The 24,118-nt window shown below is 60.6% G+C and carries 22 protein-coding genes and 2 tRNA genes; 11 read left to right on the top strand and 13 right to left on the bottom strand.

Annotated features, from left to right (window positions below; all coding sequences use genetic code 11):
• Nucleotides 1–41: 41 nt before the first annotated feature.
• The 4 genes from HPDFL43_RS00955 to HPDFL43_RS00970 form a co-directional block, all read right to left on the bottom strand.
• Nucleotides 42–1,403, bottom strand: a complete 1,362-nt coding sequence (locus tag HPDFL43_RS00955) for a substrate-binding protein (RefSeq protein ID WP_007199676.1) — start codon at nt 1,401–1,403, stop codon at nt 42–44.
• Between the two features lie 256 nt (nt 1,404–1,659).
• Nucleotides 1,660–2,049 carry a hypothetical protein gene (locus tag HPDFL43_RS21830; RefSeq protein ID WP_156970149.1) on the bottom strand — a complete coding sequence of 130 codons (390 nt, stop codon included), beginning with the start codon at nt 2,047–2,049 and terminating at the stop codon, nt 1,660–1,662.
• Between the two features lie 35 nt (nt 2,050–2,084).
• Nucleotides 2,085–2,510: a c-type cytochrome gene (locus HPDFL43_RS00965; protein ID WP_007199678.1), complete on the bottom strand. Its 426-nt coding sequence runs from the start codon at nt 2,508–2,510 to the stop codon at nt 2,085–2,087.
• Nucleotides 2,511–2,727: 217 nt separating this feature from the next.
• Nucleotides 2,728–4,587: a heavy metal translocating P-type ATPase gene (locus HPDFL43_RS00970; RefSeq protein ID WP_040449470.1), complete on the bottom strand. Its 1,860-nt coding sequence runs from the start codon at nt 4,585–4,587 to the stop codon at nt 2,728–2,730.
• 304 nt (nt 4,588–4,891) lie between these two features.
• Here HPDFL43_RS00970 and HPDFL43_RS00975 point away from each other — a divergent pair, with 304 nt between their 5' ends.
• Nucleotides 4,892–5,500 (top strand): DUF938 domain-containing protein, encoded by a 609-nt coding sequence (locus tag HPDFL43_RS00975; protein ID WP_040448870.1) that lies wholly within the window; start codon nt 4,892–4,894, stop codon nt 5,498–5,500.
• Between the two features lie 29 nt (nt 5,501–5,529).
• Here the strand turns inward: HPDFL43_RS00975 and HPDFL43_RS00980 are convergent, their stop codons facing one another.
• Together HPDFL43_RS00980 and HPDFL43_RS00985 are read right to left on the bottom strand one after the other, a co-directional pair.
• A complete protein-coding gene (locus HPDFL43_RS00980) occupies nt 5,530–6,132 on the bottom strand; it encodes a rhodanese-like domain-containing protein (RefSeq protein WP_007199683.1) in 603 nt (200 codons plus the stop codon).
• A 197-nt stretch (nt 6,133–6,329) separates the two neighbouring features.
• Nucleotides 6,330–6,419: transfer RNA gene (locus HPDFL43_RS00985), tRNA-Ser, on the bottom strand.
• 299 nt (nt 6,420–6,718) lie between these two features.
• Here HPDFL43_RS00985 and HPDFL43_RS00995 point away from each other — a divergent pair.
• The 4 genes from HPDFL43_RS00995 to HPDFL43_RS01010 all read left to right on the top strand — a co-directional run bounded on the left by HPDFL43_RS00995 (nt 6,719) and on the right by HPDFL43_RS01010 (nt 9,814).
• Nucleotides 6,719–7,036 carry a hypothetical protein gene (locus HPDFL43_RS00995; protein WP_040448871.1) on the top strand — a complete coding sequence of 106 codons (318 nt, stop codon included), beginning with the start codon at nt 6,719–6,721 and terminating at the stop codon, nt 7,034–7,036.
• Nucleotides 7,037–7,197: 161 nt separating this feature from the next.
• The gene (gene msrA, locus HPDFL43_RS01000) at nt 7,198–7,857 is read left to right on the top strand and encodes a peptide-methionine (S)-S-oxide reductase MsrA (RefSeq protein WP_040449471.1); all 660 of its coding nucleotides are present in this window, start codon (nt 7,198–7,200) and stop codon (nt 7,855–7,857) included.
• 201 nt (nt 7,858–8,058) lie between these two features.
• Nucleotides 8,059–9,051 carry a BMP family lipoprotein gene (locus HPDFL43_RS01005; RefSeq protein ID WP_007199687.1) on the top strand — a complete coding sequence of 331 codons (993 nt, stop codon included), beginning with the start codon at nt 8,059–8,061 and terminating at the stop codon, nt 9,049–9,051.
• Nucleotides 9,052–9,190: 139 nt separating this feature from the next.
• Nucleotides 9,191–9,814 (top strand): ribonuclease D, encoded by a 624-nt coding sequence (locus HPDFL43_RS01010; protein WP_007199688.1) that lies wholly within the window; start codon nt 9,191–9,193, stop codon nt 9,812–9,814.
• A gap of 737 nt (nt 9,815–10,551) precedes the next feature.
• On the opposite strand, the gene HPDFL43_RS01015 is transcribed toward HPDFL43_RS01010, so the two are convergent.
• From HPDFL43_RS01015 to aroA, 7 genes are all read right to left on the bottom strand, one after another.
• On the bottom strand, nt 10,552–10,842 hold the full coding sequence (locus tag HPDFL43_RS01015) for a HigA family addiction module antitoxin (protein ID WP_040448873.1): 291 nt from the start codon (nt 10,840–10,842) through the stop codon (nt 10,552–10,554).
• Between the two features lie 12 nt (nt 10,843–10,854).
• Nucleotides 10,855–11,136: a type II toxin-antitoxin system RelE/ParE family toxin gene (locus HPDFL43_RS01020; RefSeq protein ID WP_007199690.1), complete on the bottom strand. Its 282-nt coding sequence runs from the start codon at nt 11,134–11,136 to the stop codon at nt 10,855–10,857.
• Between the two features lie 292 nt (nt 11,137–11,428).
• On the bottom strand, nt 11,429–13,135 hold the full coding sequence (gene rpsA, locus HPDFL43_RS01025; protein WP_007199691.1) for a 30S ribosomal protein S1: 1,707 nt from the start codon (nt 13,133–13,135) through the stop codon (nt 11,429–11,431).
• Nucleotides 13,136–13,272: 137 nt separating this feature from the next.
• The gene (cmk, locus tag HPDFL43_RS01030) at nt 13,273–13,914 is read right to left on the bottom strand and encodes a (d)CMP kinase (RefSeq protein WP_007199692.1); all 642 of its coding nucleotides are present in this window, start codon (nt 13,912–13,914) and stop codon (nt 13,273–13,275) included.
• 24 nt (nt 13,915–13,938) lie between these two features.
• A complete protein-coding gene (locus HPDFL43_RS01035) occupies nt 13,939–14,565 on the bottom strand; it encodes an FMN-binding negative transcriptional regulator (RefSeq protein ID WP_007199693.1) in 627 nt (208 codons plus the stop codon).
• Between the two features lie 35 nt (nt 14,566–14,600).
• Nucleotides 14,601–15,260, bottom strand: a complete 660-nt coding sequence (locus HPDFL43_RS01040) for a 2-hydroxychromene-2-carboxylate isomerase (protein ID WP_007199694.1) — start codon at nt 15,258–15,260, stop codon at nt 14,601–14,603.
• Nucleotides 15,257–16,627, bottom strand: a complete 1,371-nt coding sequence (gene aroA / locus HPDFL43_RS01045; protein WP_040448875.1) for a 3-phosphoshikimate 1-carboxyvinyltransferase — start codon at nt 16,625–16,627, stop codon at nt 15,257–15,259. The genes HPDFL43_RS01040 and aroA overlap by 4 nt, the downstream gene beginning before the upstream one ends.
• Before the next feature lie 223 nt (nt 16,628–16,850).
• Between aroA and HPDFL43_RS01050 the strand changes: the two genes are divergently transcribed.
• The 6 genes from HPDFL43_RS01050 to HPDFL43_RS01075 all read left to right on the top strand — a co-directional run bounded on the left by HPDFL43_RS01050 (nt 16,851) and on the right by HPDFL43_RS01075 (nt 24,109).
• Nucleotides 16,851–17,264, top strand: a complete 414-nt coding sequence (locus HPDFL43_RS01050; protein ID WP_007199697.1) for a TIGR02300 family protein — start codon at nt 16,851–16,853, stop codon at nt 17,262–17,264.
• Between the two features lie 170 nt (nt 17,265–17,434).
• Nucleotides 17,435–17,510: transfer RNA gene (locus HPDFL43_RS01055), tRNA-Ala, on the top strand.
• Nucleotides 17,511–17,805: 295 nt separating this feature from the next.
• Entirely contained in the window at nt 17,806–19,248 is a 1,443-nt protein-coding gene (locus tag HPDFL43_RS01060; protein WP_007199698.1) for a UbiA family prenyltransferase, read from the top strand.
• Nucleotides 19,249–19,250: 2 nt separating this feature from the next.
• Entirely contained in the window at nt 19,251–20,597 is a 1,347-nt protein-coding gene (locus tag HPDFL43_RS01065) for an FAD-binding oxidoreductase (protein WP_040448878.1), read from the top strand.
• Between the two features lie 110 nt (nt 20,598–20,707).
• Nucleotides 20,708–21,685: an NAD(P)H-dependent glycerol-3-phosphate dehydrogenase gene (locus tag HPDFL43_RS01070; RefSeq protein ID WP_007199700.1), complete on the top strand. Its 978-nt coding sequence runs from the start codon at nt 20,708–20,710 to the stop codon at nt 21,683–21,685.
• Between the two features lie 177 nt (nt 21,686–21,862).
• A complete protein-coding gene (locus HPDFL43_RS01075) occupies nt 21,863–24,109 on the top strand; it encodes an AGE family epimerase/isomerase (protein ID WP_040448880.1) in 2,247 nt (748 codons plus the stop codon).
• Nucleotides 24,110–24,118: the final 9 nt, after the last annotated feature.

Raw genomic sequence — 24,118 nt, forward strand, 5'->3', positions numbered from 1 at the left:
CCTTGTTGGGGTGCGGGCCGAAAGTCTGCGGAACAGTACGATTATGCGCCTGGGTTGCAGGTACCCAGATCGCCACCTGCAAACTGCGGATGGTCTGGAGCATATGTTACCTGCTCGGCCGGGGTGACCTCAACGATTTCCACGAGATCGAACTCGCTCTCGGGGTTCTCCTTGCCCTTCACGACGACAACGTCCTTGAAGCACTGGTGATCGTCGGCGCGGTAAAGGGTCGGACCGTTGCCCAGGCCGTCGAACTCGAAGCCTTCGAGAGCCTCGACAACCGCGCATGGGTTGAACGATCCGGCACGTTCGACAGCATCCGCATAAAGCAGTGTCTGAACGTAGCAGGTGTGAGCAGCCTGGCTTGGCGGGAAGCCGTATTTCTCACCGAACGAGCGAACGAAAGCGTTCGTACCGATGTAGCGTGAGCCGAGCTGGTTCTCGAGCTTCCAGTCCCAGTTCTGCGAGCCGAAGATGCCCTTCACGTTTTCACCCGCACCGCGAGCCATCAGCTCGGAGTAGAGCGGAACAACGATCTCGAACTGCTTGCCATTGACCATACGGTCGCGCAGACCGAACTGAACGGCATTGGTGAGCGAGTTCACCATGTTGCCGCCGTAGTGCACGAGCACGAGCACGTCGGCATCCGACTGCAGAACCGGCGCGATGTAGGAGGAGAAGTCGGTCTGGGTCAGCGGCGTCAGCACGTTGTTGACGGTTTCCCAGCCCACGGCCTCGGTGGATTCGCGGACAGCCTGTTCCGTCGTGTAACCCCAGTTGTAGTCAGCTGTCAGGTAGTAGGCCTTGCGGTCTGCGCCGTAGGCGTTCTTCAGCACCGGCGCCAGCGCCGCACCGGACATGTAGGAGTTGAAGAAGTGGCGGAAACCGTTCGCCTTCCGGTCCTTGCCGGTGGTGTCGTTGGCGTGGGTAAGGCCAGCCATGAAGATCACGCCGGCTTCCTGGCAGAGCGCCTGCACGGCCACGGCAACGCCCGAGGACGAACCGCCGGAAATCATCACCGCACCGTCTTTCTCGATCATCGAGCGAGCGGATGCGCGGGCTGCGTCGGACTTGGTCTGGGTATCGCCCGAGACGAATTCCACTTTCTTGCCCATGATACCGCTGCCCTGCAGGGCCTTGGACGAGAAGGTGTTCAGCATGCCGCCATCGCCGCCGCCATTGAGATGCTCAACGGCCAGTTGGAATGCGCGCAGCTCGTCCGCGCCTTCGTCAGCATAGGGGCCGGACTGCGGAACGTTGAAGCCGAGCGTGACGGTCGAACCTGTCGGCTCGTTGGTGAACGCGTTGGCGCTGCTGGTGAAAATTGTCGGCATGGCCAAGCCGGCGCCAACATATGCGCCGGTCTTGATCAAACCCCGGCGTGAAATCGAGAATTTGCTCATTGATAACCTCCCAGTGTGAGCACCGGCCAATCCTCATTTCAGCCGGCAAACGCCAATAGTGGCGGGACCTAAGAATTAGAAACAACCGGGAATTTTACCATACTACTTTCGGCGCAAAGGACTCTGCGCGCAACGCGGCTCCAGAAGTGACCGCTTGACTCAAGGGTGAGTCTTAGCCCCAGGTTCGCTTCTATCAATTCAGTTTGTCCGTGCCAGGGATATTGTATCGAGGACTAGAAACAACCACAAGGAAGATTTAAAGAATGCGGTCAATCTTACCCCGAATTTGTCCGTGTTGCGCAAAATCGACGAAAATAGACTTCGGTAAGTCAAAAATATAAATAAGCATGTGCTGAATATGTTTCAACCGGCGGGCGGGAGTCTTTAAAACCAATGTGGCGAGATCCGGCTCGCTATTCTCTTGAAGCGGAAATTCTGCGCGCAAGAGGGTCGCAGGGCTGCCGGATTTCTCAGGACTCTTCAAAATGTACGCATCCACCGTCACCCATGGCCGTGGATTTACCGGACGGCCCGGCGCCAACGCGAGCTCGGCGCGGGAACCGAACAGGCACGGACCTGACGGCATTCCGGGTCGAAGCCCGGTGCTTTGCCAGCTGATCCGGAAGTGACCAAACTCCAGAACCAATGCCCGTCGTGTTTTGTTGATATGCGGCGCCGCAGTCAGTGTATTCCGTTCGCACGTTGAAGCTCGCGAACATAGAAAACGATCTTGGCGATGTCGGTATCGGCAAGACCCTCGACTGGAGGCATGTCGCCAAACCGCCAGTGGTGGGCCCGGACCCCGTTTCTGGCCGCCAGATAGAAGGAAGCATCGCCGTGATGGTTGGGTTCATAGATCTTGTGAACCAGTGGCGGGGCGATTCCATCTCGCCCGGCTGCGTTGGTGCCGTGACAATCGGCACAGGAGCGAACGAAAAGAGCTTCCCCGTCCCGTGTTGCGGCCGATAGCTCCGGAACGAGCACATTCGCCATCGCAGCTCCTGGCTGCGCTGCAGACGGTGAGTGGTCTGGTCCACCAAAGCCGCGATAGATGAAGAACGCGCCAATCAGAAGGGCCGCGCCAATCAGAAGGGACTGCTTTTTCATGGCATGGTTCTCCCAGTGAGATTGTCATTGTTGATCGGCCATTTGGGTCGACCATCACAGTGACATTGATCTCCGGATCTTCAAGATGAATGCAACAAATCTAAAAAAGATGATGTGGTCGCACGCTTCAAACTGTTGAATCTCACCCAGGCCACCAGCGCATTGCCCGAAGATCTGTGCGCTCAGATCACGGCGTCGTTGCACAAGGCCTGAGCAGCTATTCTTCCTGGCCGTCCAGTTGTCCTGGCACGATCCTGAGTGCGCGAAGCGCGTTGAGGATAACCGCCACATCGATCACCTCCTGCAGCAGCGCGCCTTGCACCGGCGTCAGATATCCGAATGCCGCGGCGAACATGCCGACAATCGACAGGCCGATCCCGGCAACCACGCTTTCAATGGCGATCCGGCGCGAACGCTGCGCGATCTCGATGCCCGGCAGCAGCCGGTTGAGATGATCGACCAGCAGCACCACATCTGCGGCCTCCGCCGAGGCCGCGGCGCCACGCGCGCCCATCGCGACACCGATATCGGCTGCTGCCAGTGCAGGCGCATCATTGACGCCGTCGCCGACCATCATCACCGGGCCGTTCTTGCGCTCGGTGAGCACCAGCAGCACCTTCTGATCCGGGGTCAGCTCGGACCGGACGGCGTCAAGATCCAGCCCCTTTGTGACGGCTTCAGCCACGGCACGGCGATCCCCGGTGGCGAGCAGAATACGCCTGACCCTCAATCTGCGAAGACCGGCCAGCAGTCCGGCTGTGCCCCTGCGCAAGGCGTCGGCCATCACCAGATGCCCCACGAGCTGCCCGTCCACGGCAACAGCCACCACCACAGACCCCGCCTCGACAATCGAGCTCTGTGCCTCAGCCACACCGGTCTGGGCCCCGACGAACCCGGTACCCCCCACGACGACTTTCAGGCCATCGACGGTTCCTGTGACGCCTTCGCCTGGCGTCTCCACCAGGTTTTGAGGAACCGGCAAGGTGGAGCCACGCGCATGCGCCGCGGCGATGATCGCCTGTGCAATCGGGTGTTTTGATGCCTGATCGAGTGCTGCGGCGAAGTACAGAACCTCGTCTTCGGACATGCCGCCCCGGGTGTCGATCGACACGATCTGCGGCCGCCCGTCGGTCAGCGTGCCGGTCTTGTCGAGAATCAGCGTGTTGATCCGTGCCAGCGCCTCAAGAGGCTTTGCCCCCTTGATAAGAACCCCGTAATGGGCGGCGCGGGAGAGCCCGGCCACCAGGGCAACGGGAACGGCAAGGATCAGCGGACAGGGTGTGGCGACCACCAGAACCGCGACCGCACGGATCGGATCGCCGGTGAGCCACCACGCCGCGGTTGCCAGCACCACTGTCACGATCAGGAACACCAGCGAATAACGGTCGGCAAGCCGGGCCATTGGCGCCTTTGACTCCTGTGCAGCCTCGACCAGCCTGACGATCCCGGCATAGGTGCTGTCAGCGGCCCGCCGTGTCGCCCGCAGATCAAAGGCTTCGCCCGCATTGGTCGAGCCACTCATCACATCCTGACCCTTGGCGAGCCGGACGGGCATCGATTCGCCCGTCAGCGCCGACTGATCGAGCAAGGCGCTTGGGCTGTCGACCGTCCCGTCAACCGGGGCCACATCGCCTTGCCGGATCAGAAGCAGATCGCCCGCAACGATGTCATCCAGAGGCACTTCGTCCAGGGCGCCGTTGCAATGACGTGTGGCCGTCCTGGGCACGCGTGCTAGTAGATCGCTCATCTCCCGCCGGGCGCGGCCCTGGGCAAAACTCTCAAGGAAGGTTCCGCCGGAATACATCAGCGCAACCACCGCTGCCGCGAGTGTTTCGCCAAACAGCAGCGCCGCTGACATTGACAGCGCCGCCACGACGTCAAGTCCGACCTCGCCTTTGATCAAGCTGCGAACGATTTCGAGGCAAAGCGCTGCAAGGACGGGGAGGACACCGGTTGTCCAGACGATTTTCGCAAAATCCGGCTGCCCCGTGAGCAACAGGAAAAGCCCGCCAATCAGGCCGAACAGGGACAGGCCCAGCAAAGCCAGGTTCAGCCGATCATGAAACAAAACACTCATCTGATACATATCCCGGCTTCAAACCAAGCGCCCTCAATCTGGAAACGCGAACAACCGCTCCACTCTTGCTGAATGGCAGATGGCCGCCCTGTCGTCATTGAAGGCTGTCAATCAAGCAAGGATGATACCATGAACGGAAACGTCCCTCGCCTTGCAGGTTTGCAGACATCACCATCAGAACGCTGCCTTGGCATCGGCAGCGCATTGGCCTGCTCCAATCCATCCGCCGGTTCTTATGCGATATGGTTTTGCGAAAGCTTTTATGGGAAGAATGACGTCTCTGCGCTGCCGGTGAGGATTGCAAATGACATCAAGAGACGTACGGCTTTCCAGCCCGGCGGCCCTGCGCAATCGCGGCCCGATATCTGACGTGCTGCTTGATATCCTGCCCGAAACCGGAACCGTGCTCGAGATCGCAAGCGGCTCGGGCGAACACATTATCCATTTCGCCAGCCTGTTTCCGGCGCTGGACTGGCAGCCCTCCGATCCGTCACCGGAGGCGCGCGCTTCGATTCTGGCATGGAGCAAGGCGGAACAGCCGGTCAATGTGCTGCCGCCCCTCGACATCGATGCCGCCGGTGACCAATGGCCGGTTCAACGCGCCGACGCGATGATTGCGATCAACATGGTGCACATCAGTCCATGGCCCGCGACACAGGGGTTGCTCAAGGCGGCTGGCAGGCTTCTCCCGGCTGGAGGCGTGCTCTTCCTCTATGGTCCTTACCGGCGCGATGGGCATCCACTGGTTCAAAGCAATGTCGATTTTGATGCGGACCTGCGCGCCCGCAATCCCGCCTGGGGGATCCGCCGGCTGGAAGACCTGGAGGAAACGGGCGGGCAGTCCGGCCTGTCCATCGCCTCGGTCGCCGAAATGCCGGCCAACAATCTGGGCGTGACCTTCCGGCGTTCTTGAACCCTCGCCAGAGCGTCAACAGGATGGCATTATTTGCCGTCACCGGTGACGCTCAGGCCCAGAACCCGCCAGCTCTGCATGCCGCCGCGGTAGTAGAAAATCCGTTCCGCCGGATAGCCCGCAGCTATCATTGCGCGAATTGCGGTTGGCGATTGGCCGCACCACAATCCGTTGCAGAACAAGGCGACCGGCCTGGCATTGGCGCAGTCCCAGCCATCGAAATCCGGTTCGCAACCAAGCCGGTTCAAACGGTCACCCATCTCGCTGTAGGGCAGGTTGATTGCGCCCGGGATCGACCCGCCCCGGAACCAGTCGACCGTGCGGCTGTCAACGACGACCGCCTCCGGGTTTTTGAGCATTTCGATCAACTCGACCTCTCCGATCGTCGTCACGCCCTGCGCCGGTGAAACCGGCTGGATGCAGAATGGCGGGCACGCCCGTGAGGTCTTGGCGAACTCGCCGGTGATCTCGTGGTTCTGATCCTGGATCCGGCGGATCTCCATCGGCCCTTCCGGGGTCTCCACCGTCACAGCCTGCATCTGCGGCGTGATCCCGACCTTGAGGTCATCCGCTGCGGCTGTTCCTGCGAGAACCATAAGCGCAATCGCCACGGCATTGAGATATCTGATCATCTGGGTCTCCCTTTGGAAGGGAATACATAGAGACATTTCGATGTGATGGTAAGGGGAAACATCGTCCACGCTTTTTGGCGGAACACAAAGCAATCTCCCGCCTTCACCGACAGGCTTCGCTTATTTTGCGGGCGAACAAGCCAGCACATTGGATTTGCGGGCGGCATAGCGGGAAGACAAATGGGGCCCCGAGGGGCTGGCGGAGAGAGAGGGATTCGAACCCTCGAGACGGTTCCCCGCCTACACACTTTCCAGGCGTGCGCCTTCGACCACTCGGCCACCTCTCCGCATATCCGTTTTCCGGGCGACTGTCCGGCTCAGCCGGTGGCCATTTTCGGCCCTCGCCCGATCCCGCTGACACGCAGCCAAAGCAGCTGCATTTCCCCGGTCCGGATCGGGCGGCACTATAGCCAAGACGCCCCTCTTGGCAACCGCTATTTGGCAGCTCTCGCGCACAATGTTCTGGCGCGTGCTGAACAGGCCTTGGGCGAAGCCATTGCAGGAACGTTTTGAGACCTTTATGTCATGGCGATGGGGGCAGCCCCCACAGCCCGATCCCGGGGCAGAGAGCAGGCCGGAGGAAGCAATGCGTTTTGTCGCCCGTGTCATGAGTTTGATCTTTCTGGTGGTCGCTGTCATCGCCGGTCTGGTCGATGCCATTCAGTCTGTCGCCGCCCACAAGCCGATCTTCACTCCGCTTATCCAGTCCTGGAACGAAGCAAGCCCTGCAACTCTTGAGCTGGTCGCCGATCTGTTTGCCGGACATTTGCCGCTCTGGGTCTGGGACCCGGCGGCGATCTGGGTCATGGCGCAACCGTCCTTCGCGGTGTTTCTGGGTCTGTCGCTGCTGTTCTACCTCATCGGTTACCGCCGCAAGAAACCGGCCGGACGGTTCGCTGCCTGAGCGGTCCGCTTCGGGCAGAGCCGGCCGGCTTGCTTGTCAGGGAATGGCGCAAATCCGTTGCATGATTGGCAGGCGAAGACATAGGCTGGTGCCTGTTGGGTGCCCCGGATCCCGATAAAGCCAAGCCTGACCAAGCGAAACCCGGCAAAGAAGGTGTTGCCTTGTTCCTGATCGACATGTTCAACCGCAAGACCACCATGCCGACACCGGCCGAAATCCTTCCCGGCCGCGCCGAGGCGATGGACGTCGCGCAACCGCATGCGGTCAGCGGCATGGCGCTCACGCCGCCATATCCTGACGGGTTTGAAACCGCCTGCTTTGCCATGGGCAAGTTCTGGGGCGCGGAAAAACGGTTTTGGAGTCTTGAAGGTGTTTACGTCACCGCCGTCGGCTATTCGGGCGGCACCACACCAAATCCCACCTACCAGGAGGTGGTCACAGGGCTGACCGGACATGCGCAGAGCGTGATGGTGGTCTTTGACCCCGCCAGGCTCGCCTATGCAGATCTTTTGGCCATGTTCTTTGAAAACCATGATCCGACCCAGGGAATGCGGCAGGGCTCGGATATCGGCACCTTCTTCCGCTCGGTCATCTTTGCCAGGGACGATGTGCAGGTGTCAGCGGCCGAAGCAGCCGTTGTCACCTATCAGCAAGCACTTGCTGCTGCCGGCCTCACTGCGAAACTCACAACGCAGATCGTGCCGGTGGGCGAGTTCTTTTTCGCCGAAGCACACCATCAGCAATATCTTGCCAGGAACCCCGGCGGACAAAGTGGTCTGAAGCCATCCGGGGTGCTGTTTCCGCGCGGCGCTTCAAGCTAACCCGCGCAACTGCGGATTTTGACGCTGGGTCAGCTCGCGGCCAAGCGCCACGTGTTAAATTTCGCCGTTGGTTTTTGCCGAAAGCCATGCAAGGATGCGTGTATCCGGCTCAATGCAGCCGGCGCACACCGCAGGTCTGCCCGGCAACGGGCATGCGGGAGGACCAATAAGATCAACAATCAACCTACAGGGCTGCACATTATGAAACGCACGCTTTTGAGCATTGTCGCACTGGCCGCCATGTCGGCGTCCGCCTTGGCCGCAGACATCAAGCCGGCCATCATCTACGACCTTGGCGGCAAGTTCGACAAATCCTTCAACGAGGCCGCCTACACCGGCGCCGAGAAGTTCAAGACCGAGACCGGCATCGAGTACCGGGAATTCGAAATCAGCAATGATGCCCAGCGCGAGCAGGCCCTGCGCCGCTTCGCCCGCGACGGCAACAACCCGATCGTCATGGCCGGCTTCTCCTGGGGCAGCGCGCTTGAAAAAGTCGCCGGTGAGTATCCCGACATCGATTTCGCCATCATCGACATGGTCGTTGACAAGCCCAACGTGCGTTCGGTGGTCTACAAGGAACAGGAAGGCTCCTTCCTTGTCGGCGTGATGGCAGCCAAGGCCTCCGAGAGCGGCACTGTCAGCTTCGTCGGTGGCATGGACATCCCGCTGATCCGCAAGTTCGCCTGTGGCTACAAGGGCGGTGTGATGGCCACCAATCCGGATGCCACAGTGCTTGAAGCCATGACCGGAACCACGCCTGAGGCCTGGAACGACCCGGTCAAGGGTGGTGAAATCACCAAGTCCCAGATCGACCAGGGTTCGGATGTTGTCTATGCAGCAGCCGGCGGCACCGGTATCGGTGTTCTCCAGGCAGCGGCTGACGCCGGCAAGCTCGCCATCGGCGTTGACTCCAACCAGAACGGCCTTCAGCCGGGCAAGGTTCTCACCTCGATGCTCAAGCGCGTCGACGTGGCCGTCTACAATGCTTTCTCCGATGCCAAGAACGACAGCTTCAGCTATGGCTTCAGCGTGCTTGGCCTGGCCGAGGGCGGCGTTGATTACGCAATGGATGAGAACAATGCACCGCTGGTCACCGACGACATGAAGGCTGCAGTGGAAGCTGCCAAGGCCGACATCATTGCCGGTACCATCACCGTTCACGACTATATGTCGGACAACAACTGCCCCTACTGAGGCAGATGACGGCTTTCGGGCCGGTTGAAGATCAGGGCGGCCGGGCGAGAAATTGCCTGGCCGTTTTCTTGAGTGGTGCCGCCAAGGCGCGATAACCTGCGTGCATGAGCCCAGGGGGTTCTAAACAAGGACATTTCCAATGGCCGACATCCGCGCCCACAAGGGCGATATCTCCGATCAGGCGATGGCGCGTTACACGGGCGACATCGCCGTCGACACCGAGACGCTGGGACTGGTGCCGCGCCGTGACCGGCTGTGCGTGGTGCAGCTTTCCCCCGGAGATGGCTCCGCCGATGTGATCCAGATCGCCAAGGGGCAGAAGCGGGCGCCCAATCTGGTGGCTTTGCTAACGGACAGAAAGCGGCGCAAGCTGTTCCACTACGGGCGCTTCGACATTGCCGTGCTCTACAATGCCTTCGGCGTGACCACAGAGCCGGTGTTCTGCACCAAGATCGCCTCGCGGCTGACCCGCACCTACACCGATCGGCACGGGCTCAAGGATGTCACCAGAGAACTGCTGGAAGTGGATCTGTCCAAACAGCAGCAATCCTCCGATTGGGCCGCTGAGACGCTGACGCCGGCGCAGCTCGAATACGCCGCCTCCGATGTGTTGCATCTTCACGCGCTGACCGCAAAGCTCACCGAGCGGCTCCAGCGCGATGACCGGGAGGCCCATGCGAAGGCCTGTTTCGAGTTTCTGCCGACCCGCGCCAAGCTTGATCTCATGGGCTGGGAAGAAACCGACATTTTCGCCCACAGCTGAATTGGGAAATCCCGGCACACGGCAGCGAACCCGCGCCGGTGAAAGCCGGGGTGTGACTTTACACTTGCATTCCGGAGGGCCGCCCGCGGGCTTTGCCTTCTGAAACTATGAAGATAATGGGTGGCGCAACCCGCGCGCGGCCCGAAGCTCGCCGGATGATGTCCGCATCCGACAGGCAGATCCTCCCATCCCCGGGATTTCACCCCCGCCCGGATTGCTCCGGCCGCAGCCTGGACAGGCCACGGGAATGGTTTTGCCGGAGTCCGGCACGGACCCTGACCGGCCAAACTGAGCCGCTCATGTCCGCCACAGGCCCGCACCGGTGTTTCAGCCCATATCCAGCCTTGAGGCTGGCATGACGCGAAACCCGGCCCGGTGGCTGGCTTTGCACGCTCCTCAGACAAGGACCGCCCGCCAGCGGAGCTCCGATGGTGTCCGCCTCCTTTCGCAAACTGCCGCACGTTACGCCAGATCCGCAAAAGGCCTTCCTCCCGCCTGGTCCGACACGTTCGCGATCCATCCGGCAGCGGGAGTGCGGATAGCATGGCATGGGGGCCGGGGGTGTGGAAGAAACGGCGCGGATTTTCGTGCGACGCCGCCGCGCGCGCCCTCTCCAGCCTGGTGGGGGAGAAAGCAAAATCAACGGCTTGATCGCAGGCCAAACGGTAGATTTTTGCAAGAGAGGGGTTGGATTCAGTGCCGGAATGTCCCCCACCAGGAAAATCTATGACCTAGCGCTAGGCGTATAGCCTTATTTCGGAATAATCGTGCTGCTGCAGAGCAAGAGCTGCGTCATAATGCGCCTGCAGGCTAAGCCACGTCTCAACCCCCATCCCAAAAAGCCTGTCGAGACGGTGCGCCGTATCGGCCGTTACGGAGCGATTCCCAGCCACGATCTCGGATATCCGATTGGCGGGCACGCCAATCATGGCAGCGACTTTACGGGCAGACAGACCATAAGGCTTCATAAACTCTTCAAGGAGCATTTCGCCGGGGTGTGTCGGCAGTCGGTTTGCGGGTAAGCGCATTGATGTAACCTCCTAATGGTAGTCTACGATCTCGACCAGTGAGGCCGATCCGTTTTCGAATCGAAAACATATCCTGTACTGATCATTAATCCTTATGGCCCATTGGCCTGAGCGATCTTTTGTCAGTGGATGCAGCTTATTGCCGGGCGGGCTTCTAAGCTGCTCCACCGAACTGACGCTGTTAATCTGATCGAGTTTGCGCCTCGCTGTTTTACAGATGCCGGGCTGTAAGCCTTTGACAGGATCGCCATTAAAGACAGCCTCAGTCTCTGCATTGGCAAATGACACAATCATACACGATACGTATCACGTACAAGAAATAACGTCAATCACTGCGATCAAGCGTCGGGCCGCGGAACTCTGCAAGTGTTCATTGAATTTCTTGTTCCGCCGGCCAATGCCGGAATGTAAACACCCTATCCGGTCTGGACAAATGGATTCTATGAGGCAACGACGTCGCTGCGCTTGTCTTGGTCGGAGCCATAGGATGACGATGGCGCGGGTGGCGAACAGTGCACCCACAAACAAAAAACCCGCCGGATCGCTCCGGCGGGTTTCGGTTCTTAACAGTCAGATCCGAGATGGATCAGTCGTCGCTGTTCTGCTTCTTCAGCGCAGCGCCCAGAATGTCGCCGAGCGAAGCGCCCGAGTCGGACGAACCGAACTGTGCGACTGCTTCCTTTTCTTCGGCGATTTCCAGAGCCTTGATCGACAGGCCGACCTTGCGGTCCTTCTTGGAGAAGCTGGTGACGCGGGCGTCAACAGTCTGGCCGACCGAGAAGCGCTCGGGGCGCTGCTCGTCACGGTCACGCGACAGGTCGGAGCGGCGGATGAACGAAGACAGGTCTTCGTGATCAACCAGCACAACTTCCAGGCCGCCATCGGTCACACCGGTCACCTTGGCCGAAACAACAGCGTTCTTGCGCAGTTCGCCGGAGGCTGCTGCTTCGCCGATCGAGTCCTTGCCAAGCTGCTTGATACCAAGCGAGATGCGCTCCTTGTCGACATCGACGTCAAGCACGACGGCCTTGACCATGTCGCCCTTGTTGTACTCCTCGATGACCTGCTCGCCCGGACGGTTCCAGTCGAGATCGGAGAGGTGGACCATGCCGTCGACATCGCCTTCGAGGCCGATGAACAGACCGAACTCGGTCTTGTTCTTGACTTCGCCTTCGACTTCGGTGCCGGCAGGGTGGCTCTGTGCGAACACATCCCACGGATTCTCGAGCGTCTGCTTGAGGCCGAGCGAGATGCGGCGCTTGTTGGGGTCGACTTCCAGAACAACCACATCGACTTCCTGGGAGGTCGAGAGGATCTTGCCCGGATGCACGTTCTTCTTGGTCCAGGACATTTCCGAAACGTGGATCAGGCCTTCGATGCCCGGCTCCAGCTCGACGAATGCGCCGTAGTCGGTGATGTTGGTCACGGTACCGGTGATGCGCTTGCCGGCAGGGTACTTGACGCCGATGCCATCCCACGGATCGCTTTCCAGCTGCTTCATGCCCAGCGAGATGCGGTGTGTATCCTGGTTGATGCGGATGATCTGGACCTTGACGGTCTGGCCGATCGACAGGATCTCGGATGGATGGTTGACGCGGCGCCATGCCATGTCGGTGACGTGCAGCAGGCCGTCAATGCCGCCAAGGTCAACGAACGCACCGTAATCGGTGATGTTCTTGACCATGCCTTCAACGGTCTGGCCTTCTTCGAGGTTCTGCACGATTTCCGAACGCTGTTCGGCACGGCTCTCTTCGAGAACGGTACGGCGCGAGACCACGATGTTGCCGCGGCGCTTGTCCATCTTGAGGATTTCGAACGGCTGCGGGATGTGCATCAGCGGGGACACGTCGCGGATCGGACGGATGTCCACCTGGCTGCGCGGCAGGAACGCCACGGCGCCGTCCAGATCGACGGTGAAGCCGCCCTTGACCTGGTTGAAGATGACACCTTCGACGCGCTCCTGCGCGGTGAACTTCTCTTCCAGACGAACCCAGCTTTCCTCGCGGCGAGCCTTCTCGCGCGACAGCATGGCTTCGCCAAGAGCGTTTTCGATACGCTCGACATAGACTTCGACTTCATCGCCGACCTTGAGCGTGCCGTCCTTGGCCTTGGCGCCGAATTCCTTCAGCGGAACGCGGCCCTCGACCTTGAGGCCGACGTCGATGATCGCGACGTCCTTCTCGATAGCCATCACGGTGCCCTTGGCAACGTAGCCTTCGGACAGGTCCTGCGTGGCAAGCGATTCAGCAAACAGGGATGCGAAATCCTCTGTCATGGTTTCAGTTTGTGACATGAATTCTCCTGGCGACCGCAAAAATTAGTGCGGTCGGATGCGCCTGGTTGGTGTTGATCGGACCGGCGATGCCTGTCTGCCCTGAACCTTCATCGAGGCAGGGCAAGTACGGCGCGGGACAGGCTCGCTGGCTTAGTTCACGTCTGAAGCGCAGCATCCACCAGGACGCGGGCTGCTTCAAACGCGGCTTCTATACCCATTTCACTCGTGTCTAGCAAGTGCGCATCGGGCGCGGGCTTGAGCGGCGAATCGGTCCGCTCGCTGTCGCGGGCATCGCGTTTCTTCAGATCAGCGAGGATTCCGGCAAGGTCGGCACTTCCGCCCTGGCCAATGATTTCCTCATATCGCCGCTGCGCCCGGACCTCCGGGCTGGCGGTAACATAGAACTTGATCAGCGCATCCGGGCAAACAACCGTGCCGATATCGCGCCCGTCCAGCACTGTTCCGGGTGCCGTTGCGGCAAAGTCGCGCTGGGCTTCCACCAGGGCCCGGCGGACCTTGGGCATCACCGCCACCTTGGAGGCGGCTTCGCCCACCTCATGAACCGCCAGAACCGAACGGTCGAGACTGGAAAGATCGAGATTGCGGGCCACATCCGCAGCCAGCCCTTCGTCATCGAGCGGCAGACCGCGATCCAGCAGCGCCTTGGCGGTGGCGCGGTAGGTCAGGCCGGTATCGAGGTGATGCAGCCCGTACCGGGCCGCCAGGCGCCTTGACAATGTTCCCTTGCCGGCTGCCGCAGGGCCGTCAATCGCAATGATGATGTGTGTGTCTTTCAAATATCCGTCCGCCTCTCAACTGCCTTACAGCCCGCCGTAACGCCGCACCAGCTCGGCCATCTCCACTGCACCATCTTTTGTCAGGCCTGCATGCACGCCCTGACGGTCGGCTTCTTGCCGGTTCTGGCTGACTTTCCATTTGCCGGTCAGTTCTCTCACCGCGATCTCGATGCCGACAATGCCGCGCAATTGCGCTTTGACGAATTTGTCCGGTGCATCCTCCACCTTCCATGGTGCGTTCCGGCCCGCTTCATGCCGGTCGGTGAGCGCGCCCACCTGTTGAGCGAGCCAGTCTGGCCCCTCTTCCACGCTCGCAGACCCGCGTGCCTGCACCATGGCATAGTTCCAGGTTGGAACCACCTTGCCGTGCTCGGCCTTGGATTGATACCAGGATGGCGTCACATAGGTGTCGTCGCCCTGAAACACCACCAGCACCGAAGCGCCGTCCTGCAGATGGCGCCATTGCGGGTTGGCGCGCGAAAGATGGGCGCGCAGCCGTGTTGCGCCGTCCTCGCTCGACACCAGAAACGGCACCGGATTGGCCTGCACGCCGGTTTCAGAGGCGGAAATCAGCAGACCCAGCGGGTGCGCAGCAATCAGCGCCCGCATGACGTCTTCGTCGGTCTCGGCGAATTGGGGGGGAAGGTACATGTCACAGGCTCCTGAAAGACCGGGGCTCGCAGCTGCTATTTGCGCGCGATCCCTATGCTCACATCATCAAGATGGCTGTAGCGGTGCTGTTCGAAGAGGCCTGGATCATCCAGCCATGCCAGAAGCATGTCGAAAGCATCCACGCCCCAGAACACCTCTTGACCGGAAGAGGTGGGGTGGCCTGAAACGGCGGGGACGACAAAGCTCGGCACGCCAAACACGCCTCGTGCAATGGCCTGATCGGTATTGGCCCTCAGCGCCGATTTGGCCGCATCATCCTCGGCCAGCGAAACGGGAACGCCAATCGCTGCCGCAAGGGCGGCGAGCTCTTCCTCGGTGTCGGGTGCCCGGCCTTGCTCAAAGACGAAGTCAAACGCGGCCTGCACTTTTGTCAAATCTGCTTCACGACCCGCCAATAGCCGGAGTGCCTTCAGCGGGTTGAACGGGTGCCTTGGCGGGAAGCGGATCTCAAGTCCGTGTTGTTGGCCCAGAAACACCGACAGCCTGTAGGTGTGAAGCCGCTTGGCCGAAATTTCCGCAGGCCCGCGCTGACCCCAATGGGTGAGAATGGCGCCGAGCAATACCGGCACCGGCCTGACAGTGACGTCTGCGGGAAGCTCATCAAGCCGCTTCAGCGCCACATGGGCGAAGGGTGAGATAAGGTCATAGCAGAAATCAATGGTTCGGCCGCTCATCCCCGGGCGCTCCCGATGTCAATCCTGGCCCCAAGCCCGGTCATCATGTCCATGAATTCGGGAAAGCTGGTGGCGATGATGGCGCTGTCATCAACATGCACGGGATGCTCGCTCGCAAGCCCCATCACCAGAAAGCTCATGGCGATGCGGTGATCGAGCCAGGTCTTGACCACGGCCTTTTCTGACCGGGCGCCAAGGCCCTTGCCATCGGGCCGGCCGCGAACCGAAAGCCAGTCATCGCCCTCGGTGCAGTCAACGCCATTGATCTCGAGCCCGCGCGCAACGGCAGAAAGCCGGTCGCTTTCCTTGACCCGCAGCTCATCGAGCCCGGTCATCACGGTTTCGCCTTCCGCGAAGCTCGCAGCGACCGCCAGAACGGGATATTCGTCGATCATCGACGGCGCGCGATCAGCGGGGACGTTCACGCCCGTAAGCTCCGACGAGCGCACCCTGAGATCGGCCACATCCTCGCCGCCGGCCTGGCGCGGATCGATGATCTCGATATTGGCGCCCATTTCCTGCAGCGTCAGGATCAGCCCGGTGCGGGTTTCATTCATCAACACGTTGCGGATTGTCACATCCGAATCGGGAACCAGCAGTGCCGCGACCAGCGGGAAAGCAGTCGAGGAGGGGTCTCCTGGGACATCAATGATCTGGGCGGTCAGAGTTCCGCGGCCTTCGAGCCGGATGGTCCGCACACCGTCAGCGCCGGTTTCCACCTCCAGCTGGGCACCGAAGCCGGCGAGCATCTTCTCCGTGTGGTCACGGGTCATCACCGGCTCGATCACGGTGGTGACGCCCGGAACGTTCAATCCCGCCAGCAGCACCGCCGACTTGACCTGGGCCGAGGCCATCGGCACCCGGTAGCTGATGGGAGCGGGTGCGAGCGGGCCGTGCAATGTCACGGGCAGCCTGTCACCGTCTTCCGAGCGCACCTGAACGCCCATCAGCCGCAGCGGGTCGAGCACCCGTCCCATCGGGCGGCGTGACAGGGATGCATCGCCAACAAAGGTCGTATCGAAATCATAGGGCCCGACAAGGCCCATGGTCAGCCGGCAGCCGGTCCCAGCATTGCCGAAATCCAGCGGCTTCTCCGGCGCCAGCAGGCATCCATTGCCGACTCCGTTGATCACCCAGGCATCGCCCTCCTTGCGGATCGACGCACCCATGGCCTGCATCGCCTTGCCCGTGTTGATCACATCCTCGCCTTCGAGCAGCCCGGTAATCCTTGTTTCTCCATTGGCAAGTCCGCCGAACATGAAGGATCTGTGGGAAATCGATTTGTCGCCCGGTATCCGGATATCGCCTTTGAGCGATCGGCTTTTTGACGCACTTGCGGGGCGAAGGGGTATTTCGGCGTGGCCCATAGTCGATTTCCAGGCTGTTGAGGTTGGTTCGGCCGCGAAGCTGACCGTTGCGCTTGGCTGACTACCACAGGCCTTGGGCCTGCGTCATCCGGCTTGCTTCAAATTATCGGTGAGAATGGCTTTGACAGCCGCGCCCAACATCATTATGGGGACCGGACCCGCCGAAATGGGAAGTCGGGCGCGCCTGCCTTGACCTTCCCGCCAAGTATATGAGGCTTCGACAGTGGCAAAACCGGAACTTGGAACAAAACGCGTTTGCCCCGAAACCGGGCGCAAATTCTACGATCTGAACAAAGACCCCATCGTGTCGCCCTACACCGGCACCTCCTATCCGCTTTCATTCTTCGAGGAAACGTCGAAAGCCGTTGTCTTGGAGAAGGAACAGGAGAAAGAGGAGCAGGAGGAAGTCGCAGAACTCGATGACGAAACCGCTGACGTGGAAATCGTTTCCCTTGAAGAGGCTGACGAGGATACCACGAAGACCGGAAAGTCCGACGATATTCCTGATATCGACGATGATGCCGATGTCGACCTGGAAGACGACGAAGACGATACATTCCTTGCCGACGATGATGATGACGACGATGACGATGTCAGCGACATCATCGGTGTTAACGACGACGATGACGACCACTAGGATCAAGGTTCCGGGCGCGTCCGCGACCAATGGGTTCGGGAAACTGTCGCAGGATTGATTTTACGTCTTGATCTTGTGCGGCTTGGGAAGTATTAAGCCGCACCTGCCAGCCGCCAGACGCGGCTGGTTCTCGCAAAGGCAGCAGAACTTCGTTCGATCCTTTGCGTCCCGGGGCCATAGCTCAGCTGGGAGAGCGCCTGCATGGCATGCAGGAGGTCAGCGGTTCGATCCCGCTTGGCTCCACCATTTCTTCTTCACAGACCAGCTTCAACGTTCGTTTGCGAGCCATCCTAGAGCCAGAGTAAAGCTTTGGCTGCATCACACTGTCCGGCTCTTGGATATCACCCCGGGGTATCTCCGATGACCAGCCTCTCAAGGCGATTCCGGTCAGTTGCGCCGCAACGAGCATAAGATTTCACTAACCAAAAGGGCAGGTTTCGGGCTATTTCTCCCGCAATTCACCCCGAAATCTCGCCCCTATTACCAAAAAAACAGTGTTTACCTGCCAATCCTTGGATCGGATTGAACCAGGGATACAATCATGGACGCTCTAAGCGACAATCGGCATGTGCCGCTATGCATTGACCTCGATGGGACACTGATCGCAACCGACAGCCTTTGGGAAGGGCTGGTTTCGGTTCTGATCCGGCGTCCTTGGCTGTTTTTTGCCGCCATTTTCTGGGCGCTGTCCGGCAAAGCAGTCCTCAAACGGGAAATTGCCGCCCGGCTTGCCCACAAGGGCGCAGATTGGCCTTATCGCGATGAGGTGATTGCCAGGATCAAGCAGGCGCGTGAGGCAGGCCAACCGGTCTGGCTGGTGACCGGCGCCGCCGAGTCCACCGCCAAGGCCGTCGCAGACCATCTCGGCCTGTTCGACAGGGTGCTCCATTCCACCGATGCTGAAAACCTCACTTCATCGCGCAAGCGTGAGCGGCTGGTCTCGATCTGTGGCGATGGCGGATTTGACTATGCCGGCAACAGCCGCGACGATCTGGCCGTCTTTGATGCCGCCCGCCGCGCCATTATCGTTGCGCCGGATTCGGCTGCCAGAAAGTGGGGCGCGAAGAACCGGGCCGAGTTCCTTCCGCTCGCGCAGATTTCACCGCTTGCGATTCTCAAATCGATCCGCGTCCATCAATGGCTCAAGAATGTGCTGATTGCGGTCCCGCTGGTGCTCAACCATGAATTCGCCGACACCAATCTCGTGCTGGCAGCCATCGCGGCCTTCTTCTCCTTCAGCTTCCTTGCTTCAGCGGTCTATATCGTCAATGACATCTCGGATCTGGCCAATGATCGGCAGCATCCGCGCAAGCGCCTGCGCCCCCTGGCAAGTGGCGCTGTGTCGGTTCCGGTGATCAGCGTTGCTGCTGTCGCCCTGCTTGCTGCCTCGGTTGCGCTTGCAAGCCTTCTGCCGCCGCTTTTCTGGGCCGTGCTGGCCATGTATGCGACCATCACCACGGCCTACACCTTTGTGCTCAAGCGCAAGCTTCTTGTCGACGTGTTCACGCTTGCAGCCCTCTACACGTTGCGAATCGTCGCCGGTGCGGCTGCGACCGGCACCGATCTGTCATTCTGGCTGCTCGCCTTCTCGATCTTCTTTTTCCTCAGTCTGGCTCTGGTCAAGCGCTATGTCGAACTCGATGAGCTTGCCAACAGCGACGATGCGCAACTCAAGGGCCGTGGATACGCCGGATCCGACAAGGACATGATCGGTCAGGCTGGCGTCGCTTCGGCATTCTCTGCTGCCATGGTTCTGGCGCTCTATGTCCACAGCGATGAAGTCACTTCGATGTACGCCCAGCCCTGGCTGCTGTGGCCGCTCTGCCCGCTGATTCTGTACATGTTGCTCAGGATCTGGATCCTGGCCCGGCGTTCGCAGATGCATGACGATCCGGTGGTCTTCATCATGCGTGACTGGCGCAGCCAGGTCACCACCTTTGTTGGTGCTGCGCTGGTCATTCTTGCGACGCTGAATGTGTGGTGAACATGCAATCCGAACTCAACAGCTGGGGCCGGGTGGTCCGATGTCCGCGCGCGACCACCGGCCTCGCCAGCCTGACCGGCAGCGCGGCAGGAGCCATGCTGCCCTATGGCAATGGCCGTTCCTATGGCGACAGCTGCCACAATGATTCGGGCCGCCTGGTGCCGATGCGTCCGGGATCTGCAATCCGTGCCTTCGATCCCGATACCGGCCTGCTGACCGCGGATGCGGGCGTGCTGCTGTCGGAAATCCTGACCCTTGTGATGCCGCATGGCTATTTCCTCGAGGTCACTCCCGGCACCGCACAGGTGACGCTTGGCGGAGCCATCGCCAATGACGTCCACGGCAAGAACCACCATCGCCGGGGCACCTTCGGCCGCTCTGTCATCTCGTTCGAGTTGTTCATGAGCGATGACCGCCGGGTCACCTGTTCGCCTGATCAGAACCGGCAGTTGTTTGAGGCCACGATTGGCGGCATGGGACTGACCGGCGTCATAGAAGCAGCCACCATCCGGCTGATGAAGGTGCCGTCGGCAAATGTGCGCCAGACCGCCTTCCGGTTCGGGTCCATCGATGATTACTTCGATGCGATTGATGCCATCGATGCCAAACATGAGTATTCTGTCGCCTGGATCGATCAGCTTGCCCGCGGTGCAAACCTTGGCCGGGGCGTTTTGATGGCAGGTGACCATGCCGAGGACGGTGGACCGGCCAAGCCACCAGCGCCGCCGCGGCTCGCGATCCCGTTTTCACCGCCGGTCAATCTGCTCAACCGTCTGACACTGAAAGCCTTCAATGCGCTTTACTTTGGCCGCGCCCCGAAATCGGCGGCCACGGCGATCGTCCCCTGGGGGAGCTATTTCCATCCGCTTGATGCAATCCGCGACTGGAACCGGCTCTACGGACCGGGTGGCCTGTTTCAGCACCAGAGCGTCTATCCGGCCGAGACCGCCCGGGAAACCACCATCCGGCTGATCGAATGTGCCCAGAGCCGTGGCGCAGCTTCCTTCCTGACCGTGCTGAAACGCTTTGGCGATGTTCCTTCTCCGGGCTTGCTGTCGTTCCCGCGTCCGGGCTTCACCTTAACGCTGGATTTCGCCAATTCGGGTCCGGCGACGCTCAAGATGCTCGACGCGCTCGACGAGATCGTCCTGTCGGCTGGTGGTGCGCTCAATCCCTACAAGGACCAGCGCATGTCGGCTGAAATGTTCGAGACTTCGTTCCCGAACTGGCGGGAGCTTGAAGCGATTCGCGACCCGGCCTTGATGTCGGATTTCTGGCGCCGGACCGCGATGCAGCTCAAGCCTGTTGAGGATGCTGAGGCTCAGGCTCAGGCAGCCAAATCCGCTTAGAGCTTGCACGCGGTTTCCCTGCTTAGTAACTGGGTACCGCCCGGTACAATGCCTGTTTGTCCGGGCCGAGCGGAAATGGCCGCTGAACCAACCGGAAAGGCCGCAAATCCATGTCCCGCATCTCCATTCTCGGCGCTGGCGCCTGGGGAACAGCACTCGCCGCGGCCTTTACGCTTCAGGGGCATACGGTGCGGCTGTGGGGCCGTAGCAGTGAGATCTGCGACGAAATCAACCGCCACCACACCAACCGCGCCTATCTGGATACGGCATCCTTGCCGGAAGGGCTCAGTGCCAGCACGGACATGAGCGCCGTGCTTTCGGACGCAGAGACAGTGCTCTTCGTTTCCCCGGCGCAAACCACTGCCGAAATCGCCGCCCGGGCTGTGCAATCGCTACCGCCCGGCGCAACAGTGGTTGCCTGCGCCAAGGGCATCGACAACCAGACTGGCCGCATGCAAAGCGAATTGATTGCCGATCATCTGCCCGGTCATCCGATCGGGGTGCTGTCAGGCCCGAGTTTTGCGGCCGATGTGGTGCGTGGTCTGCCCACAGCGGTCACTCTGGCCATGGCGGATCTTGACCTGGCCCAGGCGCTGGCCCAGTCGTTGTCTGGCGGCGCCGTCCGGATCTATGCATCCGATGATGTGATCGGCGTCCAGATCGGCGGATCGCTCAAGAACGTCATGGCGATCGCTGTCGGCATCTGCCGGGGCGGACGCATGGGCGCCAGCGCAGAAGCGGCACTGGTCACACGTGGTTATGCGGAACTGGTTCGGCTCGGTGTGGCCATGGGCGCGCGCCCTGAAACATTGATGGGCCTGTCGGGCCTTGGCGATCTGGTGCTGACCTGCTCTTCGGAGCTTTCGCGCAATTTTGCCTATGGCGTTGCTGTTGGCAGCGGCCGGGATGTGACAGGCCTGAAACTCGCTGAAGGGGTTCACACCGTCGCGATCGCCAACACCCTTGCCGCGCAGCATCAAATTGTCTGCCCCGTTATGCAGACCGCCGGGGAGGTGCTTGCAGGGCGGATGTCAGCAGATGAGGCGCGCATCGCCCTGATGTCTCGTCCTCTTCGTGTCGAGGACTGAGCGCAGGGTTTTGGATGCCTTGTCGATTGTCCGCCACAATCAGGGCCTTGGCATTTGCAACTCATATCGGATATTGCAGGTTAACCCCGCTCGTCCTTAGGGTATTTTCACGATTTGCCGATAGAATGCGGCCAGTCACAAGGCCGGTCTTCCGGCGAAGCATTTCCGGAGCATTTCATGGGCTCACGCCACACCATTACGCCTGTTGTCCTGTGCGGTGGTGCAGGATCGCGGCTGTGGCCGATGTCGCGCGATTCCAAGCCCAAGCAGTTCCACAAGCTGGTCAACGACAAGACCTTGCTGACCAACACGCTGGAGCGCGTTGATCACAAGGGTGAAGGCCTTCGCTATCTTCCGACCCGGATCGTTGGTGGAGTAGCCTTTGAATCCCTGCTGGTCGAGCAGGGCGAAACCGGCTCCGTCGAGGTTGAGCGCTACATTCTCGAGCCACTGATTCGCGACACCGCCGCAGCCATCGCCGCGGCGATTGCCGATCTCGCCGAAAGCGATCCGCAACGCATGGTGCTGGTGCTTCCCTCCGACCATCAGATTTCGGGCACCAGCGCATTCTTCGAAGTGATCCGCACCGGCGCCGATGCGCTGGCCGAACGCGGCGGCATCATGACCATTGGCATCACGCCGACCCGGCCTGAAACCCAATATGGCTACATTGAGCGCGGCGAGGGCAACGGCCCCGTCTACGATGTCACCCGTTTTCGCGAAAAGCCGGATCTCGAGACTGCGGAGACCTTTCTGCGGTCCGGGCGATTTTTCTGGAACGGCGGGATTTTCATGTTCCGGGCCGGCGAGATGGCGGCCGAACTCGCCCGTCAGCAACCCGAGGTCTGGGCCCAGGCCAAGCGCGCGGTCGAGAATGCCGTCATCGACGGAAAGTGCTGCCGTCTCGATGCTGAAGCCTTTGCTGCGAGCCCCAAGATCTCCATCGACTATGCGGTTATGGAGAACGCGCCTGTCATTGGCGTGGTTGCCGCTTCCTTCGACTGGAACGACCTGGGGTCATGGAACCAGTTGCATGATGGGTCGCCGCTCGACGAAGCCGGCAATGCGCGCTTTGGCGATGTGCTGACCATTGATGTCAGGAACAGCTATCTGCGCTCCGAGGACAGGCTGCTTACGGTTGCGGGTCTCGAGAACATCATCGTGGTTTCACAACCTGATGCGCTTCTCATCGTGCACCGTGACAAGTCGCACCTGGTCAAGGACATTGCCAATGAGGTCAAGCAATCGGGCGAATGGCCACCGCTTGCCGTCGCCCATTCCGGACGGCCGGTGCCCTCGCCGCGGGTGATCCGCAAATGGCTGTTTGACACCGCCCTGCCGCTTTGGGCAGGTGCCGGGATCGACCGGCAGTACGGCGGCGTTCACGAAGCCCTCAATCATGATGGAACCCCTGCGGACCATGGATACAAACGGCTCCGTGTTCTCGCACGGCAGATCTACTGCTTCGCCTACGCCCGGCTTTTGGGCTGGGAGGGCGGGCCGCCTGATCTGTTGGAGCATTGCTTCAAGACCCTGGTCGAGACCGGATGGCATGAGAGTGGCGGCTGGATCCACCTGTGGAACCCCGATGGCACGGTCAAGGACGCGCAGCGCGACACCTATGATCAGTGCTTTGTGCTGCTGGCGCTGGCCTGGCTCTGGCGCGCGACCAAATGGCCCGAAGCACGCGTCTGGGCCGAGCGCACCATTGCCTATATGGACGAAAATCTGGTCGACCGGGCCAATGGCGGGTTTTACGAATCTAGCCTCCGGCTCGATTACCGCCGCGCCAATCCACACATGCATTATCTCGAGGCCATGCAGGCCTGGTATGAGGTCACCGGCGAGCGGGCTTTCCTCGACCGGGCCCAGACCTCGGTTGATCTGTTCACAAACGTGTTCTTTGACCCCGAAAGCTGGAGTGTGACGGAGCATTTCAATCGCGACTGGTCTGTGCGCGCCGACAAGCCCACCCGGATCGAACCCGGCCATCACTATGAATGGGTCTGGTTGCTGTTGCGCCAGGCGCGCTTTACGGACCATCCGCAGCTCAAGGAATATTGCCGCAAGCTCTATGCGACCAGCCACGCCTTTGGCCATGCCCGCGGCACCGATGCGGTGTGTGATTCCATGGCGCCGGATGGCTCGGACATGATCGGTACGGCGCGGTTGTGGTGTCAGACAGAAGCGCTCAAGGCGGGGCTCTTGGCGCGTGCAGACGGTCTGCCCGGCGACGAGACGCTGTTCATCCGGATGCTCGATGTGATCTTCAACCGCTATCTCACCGCGCCCACGCCTGGCGGCTGGTACGATCAGATCGATCCCAATGGCCGGGTGATTTCAAAAGACATGCCGACGAGCAGCTTCTACCATGTGTTCTGCGCTCTGGTGGAGTATCTCCGGCATGAGGAATTGCTGCCCTGAGCGGCAGCG

The organism is Hoeflea phototrophica DFL-43 (assembly GCF_000154705.2).
Classification (GTDB): domain Bacteria; phylum Pseudomonadota; class Alphaproteobacteria; order Rhizobiales; family Rhizobiaceae; genus Hoeflea; species Hoeflea phototrophica.